General features: G+C 59.1%; 14 protein-coding genes. 13 read left to right on the top strand and 1 reads right to left on the bottom strand.

Translation table 11 applies throughout. The features are described from left to right. The first annotated feature begins 20 nt into the window (after nt 1-20). The 5 genes from BKD70_RS10980 (at nt 21) to BKD70_RS10960 (ending at nt 5,513) form a co-directional block, all read left to right on the top strand. Entirely contained in the window at nt 21-539 is a 519-nt protein-coding gene (locus BKD70_RS10980; protein WP_047277068.1) for an RNA polymerase sigma factor, read from the top strand. 167 nt (nt 540-706) lie between these two features. Continuing rightward, a complete protein-coding gene (locus tag BKD70_RS10975; RefSeq protein WP_099421405.1) occupies nt 707-1,612 on the top strand; it encodes a FecR domain-containing protein in 906 nt (301 codons plus the stop codon). 118 nt (nt 1,613-1,730) lie between these two features. Beyond that, on the top strand, nt 1,731-4,334 hold the full coding sequence (locus BKD70_RS10970) for a TonB-dependent receptor (RefSeq protein ID WP_047277072.1): 2,604 nt from the start codon (nt 1,731-1,733) through the stop codon (nt 4,332-4,334). Nucleotides 4,335-4,444: 110 nt separating this feature from the next. Then, nucleotides 4,445-5,053 carry a biliverdin-producing heme oxygenase gene (locus BKD70_RS10965; RefSeq protein WP_047277074.1) on the top strand — a complete coding sequence of 203 codons (609 nt, stop codon included), beginning with the start codon at nt 4,445-4,447 and terminating at the stop codon, nt 5,051-5,053. A 58-nt stretch (nt 5,054-5,111) separates the two neighbouring features. Then, nucleotides 5,112-5,513 (top strand): YbaN family protein, encoded by a 402-nt coding sequence (locus BKD70_RS10960; protein ID WP_047277076.1) that lies wholly within the window; start codon nt 5,112-5,114, stop codon nt 5,511-5,513. 31 nt (nt 5,514-5,544) lie between these two features. Here the strand turns inward: BKD70_RS10960 and arcD (BKD70_RS10955) are convergent, their stop codons facing one another. After that, the gene (gene arcD / locus BKD70_RS10955) at nt 5,545-6,972 is read right to left on the bottom strand and encodes an arginine-ornithine antiporter (RefSeq protein ID WP_047277078.1); all 1,428 of its coding nucleotides are present in this window, start codon (nt 6,970-6,972) and stop codon (nt 5,545-5,547) included. 457 nt (nt 6,973-7,429) lie between these two features. On the opposite strand from arcD (BKD70_RS10955), the gene arcD (BKD70_RS10950) reads away from it, so the two are divergent. The 8 genes from arcD (BKD70_RS10950) to gcvP all read left to right on the top strand — a co-directional run bounded on the left by arcD (BKD70_RS10950) (nt 7,430) and on the right by gcvP (nt 17,898). Then, a complete protein-coding gene (gene arcD / locus BKD70_RS10950; RefSeq protein WP_047277080.1) occupies nt 7,430-8,857 on the top strand; it encodes an arginine-ornithine antiporter in 1,428 nt (475 codons plus the stop codon). A gap of 33 nt (nt 8,858-8,890) precedes the next feature. Then, nucleotides 8,891-10,147, top strand: coding sequence for an arginine deiminase (arcA, locus tag BKD70_RS10945; protein ID WP_047277081.1), 1,257 nt, complete (start codon nt 8,891-8,893; stop codon nt 10,145-10,147). 75 nt (nt 10,148-10,222) lie between these two features. Further along, nucleotides 10,223-11,233: an ornithine carbamoyltransferase gene (locus BKD70_RS10940; RefSeq protein ID WP_047277083.1), complete on the top strand. Its 1,011-nt coding sequence runs from the start codon at nt 10,223-10,225 to the stop codon at nt 11,231-11,233. A gap of 84 nt (nt 11,234-11,317) precedes the next feature. Further along, entirely contained in the window at nt 11,318-12,247 is a 930-nt protein-coding gene (arcC, locus tag BKD70_RS10935; RefSeq protein WP_047277085.1) for a carbamate kinase, read from the top strand. 56 nt (nt 12,248-12,303) lie between these two features. Continuing rightward, a complete protein-coding gene (locus tag BKD70_RS10930) occupies nt 12,304-12,663 on the top strand; it encodes a DUF5064 family protein (RefSeq protein ID WP_047277087.1) in 360 nt (119 codons plus the stop codon). A 117-nt stretch (nt 12,664-12,780) separates the two neighbouring features. After that, the gene (locus BKD70_RS10925; protein WP_047277088.1) at nt 12,781-14,289 is read left to right on the top strand and encodes a sigma-54-dependent transcriptional regulator; all 1,509 of its coding nucleotides are present in this window, start codon (nt 12,781-12,783) and stop codon (nt 14,287-14,289) included. A 356-nt stretch (nt 14,290-14,645) separates the two neighbouring features. After that, on the top strand, nt 14,646-15,029 hold the full coding sequence (gene gcvH / locus BKD70_RS10920; RefSeq protein WP_047277090.1) for a glycine cleavage system protein GcvH: 384 nt from the start codon (nt 14,646-14,648) through the stop codon (nt 15,027-15,029). Nucleotides 15,030-15,039: 10 nt separating this feature from the next. Continuing rightward, nucleotides 15,040-17,898 (top strand): aminomethyl-transferring glycine dehydrogenase, encoded by a 2,859-nt coding sequence (gcvP, locus tag BKD70_RS10915; RefSeq protein ID WP_047277324.1) that lies wholly within the window; start codon nt 15,040-15,042, stop codon nt 17,896-17,898. Nucleotides 17,899-17,948 lie beyond the last annotated feature (50 nt).

The raw sequence follows: 17,948 nt of genomic DNA, 5'->3' as shown, positions 1-17,948 counted from the left end.
AAATTCGGTCTGGTAGCACTGTGAGTCAGTCCCACTTCAATCAAGTCTTCCTGACGCAACGGGTGATCCTGTTGCGCACGTTACAGCGGATGGTCAATAACCCCAGTACCGCCGAGGACCTGTTGCAGGAGACTTACCTGCGCGTCACCCGCGCGCTGAGCGAACGCACGGTCGAGCATCTGGAGCCGTTTGTGTTCCAGACTGCGCGTAATCTGGCGCTGGACCACCTGCGCTCACGGCGTATTCAGTCGCGCACGGTGCTCGAAGATGTGCCGACCGAGGTCATCGAAAGCGTCCCCTCCTCACTCAGCACACCCGAAGAAGCCCATCAAGCCGCGCAACTACTGGAGCGTTTGAGTGTGAGCCTGAGCCAGCTAAGCGCACGTCAGCAACGCATTTTCATTCTCAGTCGCCTGCATGGTTGCAGCTATCAGGAGATCGCACGGGAGCTTGACGTGTCCCTGAGCACCGTTCAAAAGGAACTCAAATTAATCATGGCAATCTGTGTCGGGGTAGCCGATCGAATCAATCGGCCGTAATCTTGCCGGGACAACCCCGTAAGAAAAATCCGACTTGGCAGCTTTCACGCCAAGGATTCCAAGACGTTGAACACCACTGTGCCTGAGACTGCCAAGGATCACCCGTGAAGGACACTCCACCCCCCGCCGTGCCGGAACTGGCGCAGGATGCTCTGCAAGACAGTGCCATGGATCAGGCGCTGGACTGGCTGATCACCCTGGAGTGTGCCGACGCCTGCGAAAAAGCAGCGTTCCAGGCCTGGCTCAAGGCAGACCCGGCCCATGCCCAAGCGTTTGCCAAAGCCCATGCCGTCTGGAATGGCCAGCCGCTGATTGACGCGGCACACACCCTGAACACACGCCGTGCGCCTACCGTGTTGCAACGCATTGGCCGTCACTGGAAACACGTGGCCACTGCGGCGGTGCTGGTGATTGGCGTGGGCAGTTACAGCAATGTGCCATTGCGCTTGCAGGCCGATCATTTGACCGTGGTGGGCGAGCGTCAGCGCCTGGAGCTGGAAGACGGCTCGAAAGTGTTGCTCAACACCAATTCGGCGTTCTCCAGCCACCGGGTCAATGCGCAAAGCAATGCGCGGTTGTATCAGGGTGAAGCGTTTTTCGAAGTCCCGGCCAATCTTGAATTCCCGCTGGTGCTCGATGCCGGCCCGGTTCGCGTCAGCGTGCGCGACACCGCTTTCGCCGTCAGCTACCTCAACGGGCAGGCTCAAGTGCGAGTGCAGCGCGGCGATGTCGATTTACGCATGAACAGCGGGGGCACGCAGATGCGGTTGTCTGCCGGGAACAGTGTGAGTATCGGCCCCAATGGTTTTGGCCAACCGGTCAAGCTCAACCCGCAAACCGATCTGGCCTGGGTTCAGGGGCGACTGGTGTTCGAAAACTGCCCCATGAGCCAAGTGCTGGAAGAAGTGCGGCGCTATTACCCCGGCTGGATCGTCAACAATAATGAGCAACTGGCCAGCGTCGCAGTGACCGGCAATTACCGTCTGGACCAGCCTCTGGACATCGTTCGTTCCCTCGCCCATATCACCTCGTCCAGCCTCTCGGAATTCCCGGCGCTGGTCATTCTCAACTAAATCCGGTTTTTTTTACGCGATAGCACGAGGTCATACGTCTCGTTGTAGTCAATGCAACTGATTCGCATTTTGAGTCAGCTTCGCAACTATAAGATTCGTTCACCACGGAGCGCTATCAATGCCCACACGTTTCAACAGCCGGTCCTCTTCCAACGGTCGCACCCGCCCAAAACACCCGTGCACCTTGTCGTTGTTGACCGTCGCCGTGCTGATGGCCGGCGCGCACGTCGTTCCGGCCATGGCCGCAACCGATGCGCCACCTGAACGCCGCGCTGTGGGCAATTACAAATTCGCGATATCACAGCAGCCGCTGGTGTCGGCGCTCAACGACTTCACGGCCGTCACCGGCTGGCAAGTCGGTTTACCGGCCGAACTGGGGCAGAACGTGTCTTCACCGGGTGTGCGCGGGTCTCTGTCGCCAGAAAAGGCACTCGACCGCCTGTTGATCGGCACCAACCTGGGCTACCGCAAACTGGGCAGCAATAACATCGTCCTCGAAAAACGTTCCGCCGGCAGCGGCACCCTCGCCCTGCAGCAAGTGACCATCAGCGCCACGCGTCAGGAGCAAGACGTCATCAGCGTGCCCAGCACCGTGACCGTGCACGACCGTGAACAACTCGACCGTCAAAACGTCAACACCATCAAAGAACTGGTGCGCTATGAACCGGGCGTGTCCGTGGGCGGCGGCGGTCTGCGCGGCGGCATCAGCGGTTACAACATTCGCGGCATCGACGGTGACCGGATCCTGACTCAAGTCGATGGCGTTGAAATCCCCAACTCGTTCTTCAACGGTCCGTTCGCCAAAACCCAGCGCAACTACGTCGACCCGGAAATCGTCAAGCGCGTAGAAATCCTGCGCGGCCCGGCCTCGGTGCTGTATGGCAGCAACGCCATCGGTGGCGCGGTGAGCTACTTCACCCTCAACCCGGACGACATCATCAAACCGGGCCAGGAGGCAGGCGCACGCCTGAAGACCGGTTACAGCTCGGCCGACCGCAGCTGGCTCAAGTCCGCCACCGTGGCAGGCCGCGCCGACCAGTTCGACGGCTTGCTGCATGTAAGCCGCCGGGACGGCCACGAAACCGAATCCTATGGCAACCACGGCGGCACCGGCCTGACGCGCACTGCGGCCAACCCGGAAGACGTGAACACCACCAACGTATTGGCCAAGGCGGGCTGGAACTACAACGATGACGACCGACTGGCGTTCACCTACGAGAACTACCGGGACGAGCGCGACATCAACCAGAAAAGCGTGGTAGGCGGCCCGTTCAACCTGGGCCAACCGCTGGGCATGTACAAGTCACGCAACGGCAATGACACCGTGACCCGCGAGCGTTTCGGCATTGAAAACACCTTCGCGCTCGACAGCATGCTGGCCGACCACGGCAAACTGAGCCTCAACTATCAGGTGGCCAAGACCGACCAAAGCACCGAAGAACGCTACTTCCCGTTCAGCCGTGATGTGTATCGCACCCGCGACACCCGCTATAAAGAGCAGCAATGGGTGTTCGATGCCCAGTTCGACAAAGCCTTCGCAGTCGGCCCCACCGACCATTTGCTGACCTATGGCACCACTTTGAAACACGACAAAGTCACCGGCTCGCGTTCCGGCAGCGCGGTGTGCCTTGCGGTAGGTGCTGGCTGTAAAGCAGTCGGCGCCCTGAGCACGGCCAAAGGCGACGTGTTCGCCAAAGTCAGCGACTTCCCGGACCCGACCATCGACACCTACAGCCTGTTTGCGCAAGACGAAATCAGCTGGAATCAATGGACCTTCATGCCCGGCGTGCGCTACGACTACACGCGCCTCAAGCCCAAGATCACCCAGGAGTTCCAGAACGCGGTCAACCCCGACGGTAAATACCCCGTCAGCGACGATGAAAAAACCTGGCACCGCCTTTCGCCAAAACTGGGCGTGACCTACGCGTTCAACGATAACTACACCTGGTTCGGGCAGTACTCCGAAGGTTTCCGCACCCCGACCGCCAAGGCGTTGTACGGCCGCTTCGAAAACCTGCAGGAAGGTTACGTCGTCGAACCCAACCCCAACCTTGAGCCGGAAAAGAGCAAAAGCTACGAAACCGGCCTGCGCGGCCACTTCGACGAAGGCTCGTTTGACGTGGCGGTGTTCTACAACAAATACCGCGACTTTATCGATGAAGATAACGTCACGCCCGGCTATGACATGGACAGCTTCCAGAGCCGCAACATCAAGCACGCCACCATCAAGGGGGTCGAGCTTAAAGGCCAGCTGCAACTGGACGCCTTCGGGGCTCCGCGTGGCCTGTACACCAAAGGGTCGATTGCTTACGCCTATGGCCGCAACGATGACACCGGCCAGCCACTCAACAGCGTGAACCCGCTGACGGGAGTGTTTGGCCTCGGTTATGACCAGGACAACTACGGCGCTCTGGTGAGCTGGACCCTGGTCAAGAAAAAAGACCGCATCGACGACACGGCCTTCAAAGCGCCAGACATTCAGGGCAAGCGATTCGAAACCCCGGGGTTCGGCATTGTGGACGTGAGCGCTTATTACAAAGTGACCCAAGACGTGACCGTCAGCGCAGGCGTGTACAACCTGACCGACAAAAAATATTGGCTGTGGGATGACGTGCGCAGCTACGACGGCGTGGGTGAAGCATCGGCCGTAAACCCGGCCAACCTCGACCGCCTGACCCAGCCGGGCCGCAACTTCGCGATCAACCTGGTCTGGGACATCTAGCCGGCGTTCTCACTGCGCGGTGTTTTCGCTGCGCAGTGAGGATTTTTTACTGTCACGCGTCTTCTTGTACGTCTAGTTACCAAGCGCATCTCATTCTCAAGGACATCTTCATGACCTCTCAAGACACTGCACAGCGTCCTGCCCTGCGTTCCCAACGCCTGAACCAGATCACCCACGAGCCTCATCAAAAACTCGACGCGCTGGTCAAGGCCCACAAACCCTTTGAAACTCGGGAAAACTTTGCCCGCTTTGTGGTGGCTCAATACCTCTTTCAATCGGAACTGCAAGCGCTGTACACCGACCCTTCGTTGAAAGAAATCGTCCCGGACTTGCCAGAGCGTTGCCGCGCAGAGCAAGCCAAAGCTGACCTCGCAGACCTCGACACTGAAGTCCCGGCTCCTGTCGCAGGCGCGATCAACGCGCCAAGCAAGGCTCACGCGCTGGGCTGGATCTTTGTGTCGGAAGGTTCCAAGCTGGGCGCCGCCTTCCTGATCAAACGGGCCGTGGCACTGGAGCTGAGCGACACCTTCGGCGCCCGTCACTTGGGCGAGCCAGCCGGCGGCCGCGCTGAAGGCTGGAAACGCTTCGTCAAAACCCTTGATGGCCTGGAGCTGAGTGCTGAAGAAGAGGCCGATCTAGACAAAGGTGCAGTAGCGGCCTTCGAGCGTTTCACCGTATTACTGGAACACGCCTACGCTGCTCAGCCAGAACTGGCTTAAGCTAGACCTGCTCGGTCGGCGCGCGCTGGCCGAGCACTCTTTTTTGCGTCTTGAGCTTATGACCCGCCAAACCCAATCCCCGTCGAAAATAGCCCAAATCCTCTTCGGCCTGCTGGCCTACGTCAGCCTGGGCATCGGCCTGATCGCCATCGTGGTGCCGGGGCTGCCGACCACCGAGTTCATTTTGCTGGCGGCCTGGGCCGCGACCAAAAGCTCGCCGCGACTGAGCGCCTGGCTGGAAAACCACCGCCTGTTCGGCCCGATCCTGAGCAATTGGCGCAACGGCAAAATCATTCAACGCAAAGCCAAAGTCAGCGCCACCATCAGCATGCTGATCTGCGCGGGGTTGATGTTGTATGTGCTTGAGCATCAATGGCCGGTGTTTCTGGCCATTGCGGGCATGAGCCTGGGCAATCTGTGGATCTGGTCCCGGCCGGAACGGTTACCGCCAGCGCTGTAGCAGGCGGCACCATCGATTCAATCCGGCGCGCTTATAACGTCAATTCACCCGCATACAGCCCATAAGCCGCCGCCAGGGCCGCCACCACCACCGCTCCGAAGATCGCCCGTTCCGCGGCGACAAACAGCGGCTCGCGCTGTTCACGTTTGGCCTGGGCAAAGAAGAACACTCCCGGCGCATACAGCAACGCCGAGAGCAGCAAGTACTTGGGCCCCGCCGCATACAGCAACCACATGGCATAGATCAGGGCGATCAGCCCCACCAACAGGTCTTTGAAACGCGAGCGGCTGGCCTGCGAGTAGGTCTCGCCCTTGATGCACAACAACACCGCATAAGCCGCCGACCACAGGTAAGGCACGAGGATCATCGACGACGCCAGGTAGATCAGGCTGGTGTACGTGCCCGCCGACACCAGGGTGATCAGCAGGAATATCTGGATCATGCTGTTGGTCAGCCACAGGGCATTGACCGGGACATGGTTGGCGTTTTCCTTTTTCAGGAACGCTGGCATGGTGTTGTCTTTGGCCGTGGCAAACAGGATCTCGGCGCATAACAGCGCCCACGAGAGCAGCGCCCCCAGCAACGAGATGGCTAACCCGATGCTGATCAAAATGGCGCCCCACTCCCCCACCACATGCTTGAGCACGCCGGCCATGGACGGGTTTTGCAGTTTGGCCAATTCCGGCTGAGTCATGATGCCCAGCGACAGCACGTTCACCAGCACCAACAGTGCCAGCACCCCCAAAAAGCCGATGACCGTGGCTTTGCCCACGTCCGAGCGTTTTTCGGCGCGCCCCGAATAAACACTGGCGCCTTCAATGCCGATAAACACGAATACTGTCACCAGCATCATGTTGCGCACCTGGTCCATCACGCTGCCCAGGCTGGGGGTTTCGGTGCCCCAGAAGTCCAGGGTGAAGATGTCGGCTTTAAACGCGACGCCGGTCAACACGATAAACATCACGATCGGGACGATTTTCGCCACGGTGGTGATCTGGTTGATAAACGCCGCTTCCTTGATGCCGCGCAGCACCAGAAAGTGCACACCCCACAGCAACAGCGAGGCGCAGCCAATGGCGATGGGCGTGTTGCCCTGACCGAAGACCGGTACGAAATACCCCAGCGTACTGAACAGCAACACGAAGTAGCCGACGTTGCCCATCCACGCGCTGATCCAATAGCCCCAGGCCGAGGAGAAGCCCATGTAATCGCCAAAACCGGCCTTGGCGTAGGCGTAGACCCCGGAATCGAGTTCCGGTTTGCGGTTAGCGAGGGTCTGGAACACAAACGCCAGCGCCAGCATCCCCACCGCGGTAATGCCCCAACCAATCAGGACTGCCCCGCCAGCGGCGTGTTCCGCAATATTTTGCGGCAGCGAAAAAATCCCGCCGCCAATCATGGAACCGACCACCAGGGCGATCAAAGCATTAAGCCGAAGCTTCTGGGTTTGTTGCGACATCGCCACCTCGTTATTGGGTCTGGAACTGTTTTCGATACACGCTTAATAGGCTACAGATGTTCACTGACTAAATATATGAGCCGGTTAAACGTCTATAAGCACCCCGCAATAAGCCCCTTCTTTTTAATCGCAAGATTTTCTATTGAAGCCTGAAAAAACAACCCTGTGTACATGACGTTTTTATTTCATGGCGCGGTTCATGAAATATGAAAGCTACATTTGCAAAACTGAAAATAGTGACTAGCTTCAATCCCCACGACCTCGTTGCCACATGCGTATTAAGAACCTGTAAGTCCTCTGGAGCGGGCCTTTCAGGAAGCGTCAAAATAATACGTGATTGCGACCTTCCCACGCGCCACACAATGGAATGTAGTAATGCCCTGATCTAAGTCAAACGGCTGAAATATCAACGGAATTATCTTAAGGCCTCACTTCTCCTGGATTGGAGTTAACACAAATGTCTGATACTCCCGGAAAACTACGATTGGGTGCGTTGGTTGCTCTGGTAGTCGGCTCAATGATTGGTGGCGGTATTTTTTCGCTACCTCAAAACATGGCAGCAAGTGCCGATGTTGGAGCCGTACTTATTGGTTGGGCAATCACCGCAGTCGGTATGCTAACCCTCGCTTTTGTCTTCCAGACCCTCGCTAACCGCAAACCCGACCTCGACGGCGGCGTCTACGCCTATGCCAAGGCCGGTTTTGGCGATTACATGGGTTTCTCATCCGCCTGGGGTTACTGGATCAGTGCCTGGTTGGGCAACGTCGGCTACTTTGTGTTGCTGTTCAGTACGCTGGGGTATTTCTTCCCGATCTTTGGTGAAGGCAACACCCCCGCCGCGATCATCGGCGCGTCGGTCCTGCTGTGGGCCGTTCACTTCCTCGTTCTGCGCGGCATCAAGGAAGCAGCGTTCATCAACCTGGTGACCACGGTGGCCAAGGTTGTGCCGCTGATCCTGTTCATTCTGATCGCGGTCTTCGCTTTCAAACTGGACATCTTCACCAGTGACATCTGGGGCCTGAAAAACCCTGATCTGGGCAGCGTGATGGACCAAGTGCGCAACATGATGCTGGTCACCGTCTGGGTGTTCATCGGTATCGAAGGCGCGAGCATCTTCTCTTCCCGTGCCGAGAAACGTTCGGACGTGGGTAAAGCCACTGTGATCGGCTTCATCACCGTGCTGCTGTTGCTGGTACTGGTGAACGTGCTGTCGCTGGGCATCATGACTCAGCCCGAACTGGCCAAACTGCAAAACCCTTCGATGGCGGCCGTGCTTGAGCATGTGGTCGGTCACTGGGGCGCGGTGCTGATCAGCGTCGGTTTGATCATCTCGCTGCTGGGTGCCCTGCTGTCGTGGGTCCTGCTGTGCGCCGAAATCATGTTCTCGGCCGCCAAAGACCACACCATGCCGGCCTTCCTGAAAAAGGAAAACGCCAACCATGTACCGGTCAATGCCCTGTGGCTGACCAACGCCATGGTGCAGGTGTTCCTGGTTATCACCCTGTTCTCGGCCAGCACTTACCTGTCGCTGATCTACCTGGCGACCTCGATGATCCTCGTGCCTTACCTCTGGTCGGCGGCTTACGGCCTGCTGCTGGCGGTGCGCGGCGAGACCTACGAGAACGCACTGGCAGAACGCAAGAAAGACCTGATCATCGGCGGCATCGCCCTGATCTACGCCGTGTGGCTGTTGTATGCCGGCGGCCTGAAATACCTGCTGCTATCAGCCCTGCTGTACGCACCTGGCGCGATCTTCTTCGCCAAGGCTAAACGCGAGACAGGCCAGCAAGTGTTTACCAGCATTGAAAAAGTGATTTTTGCTGCCGTCATCATCGGCGCCCTGGTGGCGGCCTATGGACTGTACGACGGCTTCCTGACCCTGTAAGTCCCTGTTTATGTACTTTGGAGGTTGACTGTAATGACCACGGAAAAAGTGAAATACGGCGTACATTCCGAAGCCGGCAAACTGCGCAAAGTGATGGTTTGCTCCCCTGGCCTGGCTCACCAGCGCCTGACGCCAAACAACTGCGACGAGCTGCTGTTTGATGACGTGTTGTGGGTCAACCAGGCCAAGCGCGACCACTTCGATTTCGTGACCAAGATGCGCGAGCGCGGTATCGATGTACTGGAAATGCACAACCTGCTGACCGACATCGTGGCGATGCCTGAAGCACTGGACTGGATTCTTGACCACAAAGTGACCCCCAATCAGGTGGGTGTGGGTCTGGTGCACGAAGTCAAAGCCTGGATCAAAAGCCTTGAGCCACGCAAAGCGGCTGAGTACCTGATCGGTGGTGTGTCGGCCGACGACCTGCCAGACAGCTTCGGTGGCAAAACCATCGAGATGTTCCGTGACTTCCTCGGTCACACCAGCTTTATCCTGCCACCGCTGCCCAACACCCAGTTCACCCGTGACACCACCTGCTGGATCTACGGTGGCGTGACACTGAACCCGATGTACTGGCCAGCGCGTCGTCAGGAAACCCTGCTGACCACCGCCATCTACAAGTTCCACCCTGAGTTCACCAACGCCGACTTCCAGATCTGGTACGGCGACCCGACTCTGGACCACGGCAACGCCAGCCTTGAAGGTGGCGACGTGATGCCAATCGGCAAAGGCGTGGTACTGATCGGTATGGGCGAACGTACATCGCGTCAGGCCATTGGCCAACTGGCGCAGAACCTGTTCAAGAACAAAGCCGTGGAACGCGTGATCGTTGCCGGTATGCCTAAATCCCGCGCCGCGATGCACCTGGACACCGTGTTCAGCTTCTGCGACCGCGATCTGGTCACCATCTTCCCTGAAGTCGTGAACCAAATTGTTGCCTTCTCGCTGTACCCGGACGAGAGCAAACAGGGCGGCATTGACGTTCGACGTGAAGAAAGCAGCTTCCTGGATGTGGTCGCCAAAGCGCTGGGCGTTAAAGCCCTGCGTGTGGTTGAGACCGGCGGCAACTCCTTCGCGGCAGAACGCGAGCAGTGGGACGACGGCAACAACGTTGTGGCACTGGAGCCTGGCGTGGTGATCGGTTACGACCGCAACACCTACACCAACACCCTGCTGCGCAAGGCCGGTGTGGAAGTCATCACCATCAGCGCCTCTGAGCTGGGACGCGGCCGTGGCGGCGGTCACTGCATGACCTGCCCAATCATCCGCGACCCGATTGACTATTAATTCATCCCTTTGAATGCTTGCGCCAGCCCCGAACCGGGCGGCGCAAGCCGGTTACCAGAAACCCAGGAGATTCCCATGGCGTTTAACATGAAAAACCGCAGCCTGCTCAGCTTGGTGCACCACACCCAACGCGAACTGCACTACCTGCTGGACCTGTCTCGTGATCTCAAGCGCGCCAAGTACACCGGTACTGAAGAGCCGCACCTCAAAGGCAAAAACATTGCGCTGATCTTTGAAAAAACGTCGACCCGTACCCGTTGCGCGTTCGAAGTGGCCGCTCACGACCAAGGCGCCCACGTCACCTACATCGACCCGGTTTCTTCGCAGATCGGCCACAAAGAAAGCATGAAAGACACCGCCCGCGTTCTGGGCCGCATGTTTGATGCCATCGAATACCGTGGCTTTGCGCAAGAAATCGTTGAAGAACTGGCCAAGTACGCTGGCGTACCGGTGTTCAACGGCCTTACCGCTGAATTCCACCCGACGCAAATGATCGCTGACGTGCTGACCATGCGCGAACACAGCGACAAGCCTCTGCACGACATCAGCTACGCCTACCTGGGCGACGCCCGCAACAACATGGGTAACTCGCTGCTGCTGATCGGCGCCAAACTGGGCATGGACGTGCGCATCGCCGCCCCTAAAGCCCTGTGGCCAGAAGAGTCGTTCGTTAAGCAATGCCAGGAATTCGCCAAGGAAAGCGGTGCCAAAATCACCCTGACCGAAGACCCTAAAGTGGCCGTCAAAGGCGTGGACTTCATCCACACCGACGTCTGGGTGTCGATGGGCGAGCCGGTTGAAGCCTGGAACGAACGCATCAAACTGCTGCTGCCTTACCAGGTCAACATGGACCTGATCAAAGCCGCCGAAAATATCCGTGTGAAGTTCATGCACTGCCTGCCAGCGTTCCACAACTGTGAAACCAAGGTCGGTAAAGATGTGGCTGAGCACCATCCAAACCTCAAAGACGGCATTGAAGTGACCGAGGAAGTGTTTGAATCTCCCTTCAACATTGCCTTTGAACAAGCCGAAAACCGCATGCACACCATCAAGGCAATCCTGGTTGCAGCCCTGGCTGATATCTAAGGACGTGCATGGCTGCCGGAGCGGACTCGCCTGCTCCGGCACAACCCGGCTGTTGTGAACTTCCCTTCTATTAAGGAAATACCTATGCGTATCGTCGTTGCACTGGGCGGTAACGCCCTCCTGCGTCGCGGTCAACCCATGACTGCCGAGAATCAACGCGAAAACATCCGCACCGCCACTGCCCAAATCGCCCGCATCGCCACTGGCAATGAACTGGTCGTCGCCCACGGCAACGGCCCGCAAGTGGGTCTGCTGTCCCTTCAAGCTGCCGCCTACACCGCCGTCAGCCCTTACCCGCTGGACGTGCTGGGTGCTGAAACCGAAGGCATGATCGGCTACATGATCGAGCAAGAGCTGGGCAATCTGTTGCCGCAGGACGCGCCCTTCGCCACGTTGTTGACCCAGGTGGAAGTGGACCCCAAAGACCCGGCCTTCCAGAACCCGACCAAGCCGATCGGCCCGGTGTACAGCGAAGCCGAAGCCAAAAGCCTGGCCGCTGAAAAAGGCTGGAACATTGCCCCCGATGGCGACAAGTTCCGCCGCGTGGTGCCCAGCCCTAAACCAAAACGCATCTTTGAAATCCGTCCGATCAAATGGCTGCTGGAAAAAGGCACCATCGTGATCTGCGCGGGCGGTGGCGGCATTCCGACCATGTATGGCGAAGACGGCAAGCTGCAAGGTATTGAGGCGGTGATCGATAAGGATCTGGCCTCTTCCCTGCTGGCGCAGCAACTGGACAGCGACTTGTTGGTCATTGCCACTGACGTCAATGCCGCCTTTATTGACTGGGGCAAGCCAACCCAGAAGGGCATTTCCCAGGCGCACCCTGACGAGCTGGAAAAACTCGGCTTCGCCTCCGGCTCCATGGGGCCAAAAGTGGAAGCGGCCTGTGAGTTTGCCCGTAAAACAGGCAAAACCGCCGTCATTGGCGCCCTGGCCGATATCGAGGCCATCGTTCAGGGCAAAGCCGGTACTCGCGTCAGCACTGAAAAATCTGGTATTACCTACTTCTGAACCATGGGGCGGGCTTTCGGGCCTGCCCTTTTACCCCCTGCCCAAGGAGTCACCCTATGGCCTCGTTCGAACCCGGTCACCTGCATATCCACCGCGAACCGCTGCAACCGGGCGATTTCGGGTATGACATCAAGATTGATTACCAGGTCGTTCAGGATCCCAAGGAAGGCAAGTCCATGCAGTTCGACATGCACGGTCAGATCAATGGAAAGGATTTCAAGGATTCATTCACGCTGCCTAAAGACGTGGCCTTCAATTTTGCCCACGATGCCTTTCAGATTGCTGTCAAACATGGCATTCCCAAGACCGCTGACATCCGTTCGATGCACGGTCACTACGACAAGATGTTTTCGGATGTGATGGCCCAGCTTAACCACAAACCCGGTGACCCGATTAACCTCGATCATCTGGACTAATCCTGCCTGTAGCCGCTGCCGCAGGCTGCGCCAGCCGCTACAGGACGCGTCTCTTTGTCCTGTTGCCTCGCCCAAGGCATACTGGCCGTCTCCCGGCCTACAGTGTTCCCCGTTCTCATGCGTATCCATGTCAGCTTTATTGACCGCGTCGGTATTACCCAGGAAGTGCTGGCACTGCTGGGGGCACGCCATCTCAATCTCGACGCCGTGGAGATGATCCCCCCCAACGTGTATATCGATGCCCCGACCTTGAGCCCGCACGTACTCGATGAGTTGCGTGAAGCGCTGTTCCGGGTTCAGGGCGTGCAGTCGGTGATGGTGGTGGACATCCTCCCGGGGCAGCGTCGGCACCTGCAACTCGATGCCCTGCTGGCCGCCATGACCGATCCGGTGCTGGCCCTGGACAGTGAAGGCCATGTGCTGCTGGCCAATCCGGCGCTGGTCTCGCTGTATGGCCGCGAACCTGCCGGCGAAAGCATTGGCGAGTTGTTCACCGATCCCGACTTGCTGAGCGCCTTGCTGGAAAACGGCTTTCGCTTGCCCCTGCGTGAAGTCACGCTCAACGGCCACCCGCTGATGCTCGATGCCACGCCGATTACCGACGCGGGGGCTTTGTTGACCCTGTATCAGCCCAGCCGCATCGGTGAACGTCTGGCCGCGCTGCATCACGACCACGCCGAGGGGTTTGACGCCTTGCTGGGTGAGTCACCGGCAATACGTACCCTGAAGGCACGAGCCCAACGCGTCGCCGCTCTGGATGCGCCGTTATTGATTCAGGGCGAAACCGGCACCGGCAAAGAACTGGTCGCCCGCGCGTGTCATGCCATCAGCGATCGCGTCGGCGCACCGTTTTTGGCCCTCAACTGCGCGGCATTGCCGGAAAACCTGGCCGAAAGCGAGCTGTTCGGCTACGCCCCCGGCGCCTTTACCGGCGCACAACGGGGCGGCAAGCCGGGGCTGATGGAATTGGCCAACAACGGTACGGTGTTTCTGGATGAAATCGCTGAGATGTCGCCCTACCTGCAAGCCAAATTGCTGCGGTTTTTGAATGACGGCAGTTTCCGCCGTGTGGGCGGCGAGCGCGAAGTAAAGGTCAATGTCCGCATCCTCAGCGCTACTCATCGCAACCTCGAAAAAATGGTCAACGAAGGCACGTTTCGCGAAGACCTGTTCTATCGGCTGAACGTGCTCAACATCGAAGTGCCTCCTTTGCGTGAGCGGGGCCAGGACATCCTGCTGCTGGCGCGCACGTTTATGCAGCAGGCCTGCACTCAAATACAGCGTCCGGTGTGTCGCCTGGCGCCCGGTACGTACCCGGCCTTGCTGGGTAACCGCTGGCCGGGGAACGTTCGCCAATTACAAAACGTGATCTTCCGCGCCGCGGCCATCTGCGAAAGCAGCGTGGTCGACATTGGCGACCTCGACATTGCCGGAACCTCCGTCGCACGCCAAAGCGACGCAGACGTCGAAACCCTGGAGCACGCCGTTGAAGGCTTCGAAAAAGCCCTGCTGGAAAAGCTCTACGTCAGCTACCCCTCGACCCGCCAACTGGCCAGCCGCCTGCAAACCAGCCACACCGCCATCGCCCACCGCCTGCGAAAATACGGGATCCCCGACAAGACCTGAAGGTTGCCTGCCCCTTCATACAACCCGCGTTCTACTCGACGTTGACACGATGTAGGTGGCGTCGATGCCCACCGCCCGGCCGTATTGATTTCGTTCCAGTGTAGCGAATTCGCTACAGCCAAAGGCCGACGCAGTGCTGCAAGGCTTTGATCCCCTTCGTTTTTTTAAACCCGGTTGCGGTGTAGCGATTTCGCTACACACTCATCCTTCACATTCCATCCTGAAACCCATAACCAATTGATAAATAAACGTTTATTGATTTTGGCAGCCATCTTGCAGAGCAATCCTCAATGCGCTCGATCTTGCACGAGCATTTAACTGCGACCACCAGACGAGTCTGGCCTTGAGGAGTTTCCATGAGCGAATTGCGTTTTACTGAAGACCACGAATGGCTGCGCGCCGAAGCCGATGGCAGCGTGACCGTGGGCATTACCGCGTTTGCGCAAAACGCTCTGGGTGATGTGGTGTTTGTGCAACTGCCCGAGTTGCAGTTTTACGAAAAAGGCGCAGAAGCGGCCACCGTTGAGTCGGTCAAAGCCGCCAGCGGCGTGTACATGCCGCTGGACGGTGAGGTGCTGGAGGTTAACCCGGCGCTCGACAGCAGCCCCGAAGTGGTCAACGAAGATCCGTTGGGCGAAGGCTGGTTCTTCCGGTTCAAGCCGGCGCACGCCAACGCCGTCAGCCAGTTGCTGGATCAGGACGCCTATGACCGCCTGATCAAAGCCAATGCCCAAGCCTGAGGACAGCGCCATGACCATTAACCTGAGCACCGCCAACGAATTCATCGCGCGCCACATCGGCCCGGATCAGGCCGACGAGCACGCCATGCTCGCCACGCTGGGTTTTGACTCGCTAGAGGCCCTGAGCGCCAGCGTGATCCCCGAAAGCATCAAGGGCACCAGCGTTCTGAACCTGCCCGCCGGGCAAAGCGAAGCCGATGCACTGGCCTCGATCAAAGCCATCGCCGGCAAAAACCAGCTGTGCAAGACCTACATCGGCCAGGGCTATTACAACTGCCACACACCCGCGCCGATCTTGCGCAACCTGCTGGAAAACCCGGCGTGGTACACGGCCTACACCCCCTATCAACCAGAAATTTCCCAAGGCCGCCTGGAAGCACTGCTCAATTTCCAGACCCTGATCAGCGACCTCAGCGGCCTGCCGATTGCCAACGCGTCGTTGCTCGACGAAGCCACTGCGGCGGCCGAGGCCATGACCTTCTGTAAACGCCTGAGCAAAAACAAATCCGGCCGCGCATTCTTTGCTTCGCGCCATTGCCACCCGCAAACCCTCGACGTGCTGCGCACCCGTGCCGAACCGCTGGGCATCGAAGTGGTGGTGGGCGACGAGCGCGGTCTGAGCGACCTGTCTCCGTTCTTCGGCGCGCTGCTGCAATACCCGGCGAGCAACGGCGATGTGTTCGACTACCGCGAGCTGGTCGAGCGTTTTCACGCCACCCACGCACTGGTGGCCGTGGCCGCTGACTTGCTGGCCCTGACCCTGCTGACCCCTCCAGGGGAATTCGGCGCCGATGTGGCCATCGGGAGCGCCCAGCGTTTTGGCGTGCCCTTGGGCTTCGGCGGCCCGCACGCGGCGTATTTCGCCACCCGTGATGCGTTCAAACGCGACATGCCGGGGCGCCTGGTGGGTGTGTCGGTGGATCGTCACGGCAAACCTGCGCTGCGTCTGGCCATGCAAACCCGCGAGCAACACATCCGCCGCGAGAAGGCCACGAGCAATATCTGCACGGCACAAGTGTTGCTGGCCAACATGGCCAGCATGTACGCCGTCTACCATGGCCCTCAGGGCCTGACTCAAATCGCCCGGCGCGTTCATCAGCTCACGGCCATTCTGGCCAAGGGCCTGACTGCACTGGGACTCAACGTCGAGCAGATCGAATTTTTCGACACCCTGACCCTGCACACCGGCTCCAGAACAGCGGCCCTGCATGCCAAGGCTCACGCCAGACACATCAACCTGCGCGTGGTGGATGACGAGCGTCTGGGGGTGTCGCTGGATGAAACCTGCGGCCCGTCCGATGTCACTGCGCTGTGGGCCCTGCTCGCAGCCGAGGGTCAAGCGCTGCCAGACGTCGACACGCTGACCGCCACCGTGAGCAGCACCCTGCCGCCTGCCCTGCTGCGCCAATCGCCAATCCTCAGCCACCCGGTGTTCAACCGTTATCATTCTGAAACTGAACTGATGCGCTACCTGCGTCGTTTGGCGGACAAGGATCTGGCTCTGGATCGCACCATGATTCCGCTGGGCTCTTGCACCATGAAACTCAACGCGGCCAGCGAGATGATCCCGGTCACCTGGGCCGAGTTTGGCAACCTGCACCCGTTTGCACCGGCCGAACAAAGTCAGGGCTACCAGCAGCTCACGACTGAACTGGAGGCCATGCTGTGCGCCGCCACCGGTTATGACGCCATTTCCCTGCAACCCAACGCCGGTTCACAGGGCGAATACGCCGGGCTATTGGCCATACGTGCCTACCACCAGAGCCGTGGCGACGAGCGCCGCGACATTTGCCTGATCCCGTCCTCGGCCCATGGCACCAACCCGGCAACCGCCAACATGGCGGGCATGCGCGTGGTGGTTACGGCCTGCGACGCCCGTGGCAACGTTGACATCGAAGACCTGCGCGCCAAGGCCATCGAGCACCGCGAACATCTGGCGGCACTGATGATTACCTACCCGTCGACCCACGGCGTGTTCGAAGAAGGTATCCGCGAAATCTGCGGCATCATTCACGACAACGGCGGTCAGGTGTACATCGACGGCGCCAACATGAATGCGATGGTGGGCTTGTGCGCGCCGGGCAAGTTCGGGGGCGACGTGTCTCACCTCAACCTGCATAAGACCTTTTGCATCCCCCACGGCGGTGGCGGCCCGGGCGTCGGCCCGATTGGCGTCAAGTCGCACCTGACCCCCTTCTTGCCAGGCCATGCCAGCTTGCCTCGCACACAGGGCGCCGTGTGCGCCGCGCCGTTTGGCAGCGCGAGCATTCTGCCCATTACCTGGATGTACATCCGCATGATGGGCGGCGAAGGGCTCAAGCGCGCGTCGCAAATGGCCATTCTCAATGCCAACTACATCGCCCGTCGCCTCGAAGAGCACTACCCCGTGCTGTATTCGGGCAGCAACGGACTGGTGGCACACGAATGCATCCTCGACCTGCGCCCGCTCAAAGACAGCAGCGGGATCAGCGTGGATGACGTGGCCAAGCGCCTGATCGACTTTGGGTTCCACGCGCCAACCATGTCGTTCCCGGTGGCCGGCACGCTGATGATCGAACCTACCGAAAGTGAGTCCAAACACGAACTGGATCGCTTCTGCGACGCCATGATCCGCATCCGTGAAGAAATCCGCGCGGTAGAAAACGGCACGCTGGACAAAGAAGACAACCCGCTGAAAAACGCCCCGCACACCGCGGCGGAAATAGTCGGGGAATGGACCCACCCGTACAGCCGCGAACAGGCGGTGTACCCGGTCGAGTCGTTGATCGAAGGCAAATACTGGCCGCCAGTGGGGCGTGTCGACAACGTCTTCGGCGATCGCAATCTGGTCTGCGCCTGCCCGTCAATCGAGAGCTATCAGGAGGCCTGACACCCCCTCAGTTCCCGCCGCAGCGATTGAAACCGGTGCGGCGGGAGCAT

This window comes from Pseudomonas sp. BS-2016 (assembly GCF_001806145.1).
GTDB classification, from domain to species: domain Bacteria; phylum Pseudomonadota; class Gammaproteobacteria; order Pseudomonadales; family Pseudomonadaceae; genus Aquipseudomonas; species Aquipseudomonas lundensis.
The sequence above is the reverse complement of the archived record's forward strand: the minus strand, read 5'-3'. Positions and strand labels throughout refer to the sequence as shown.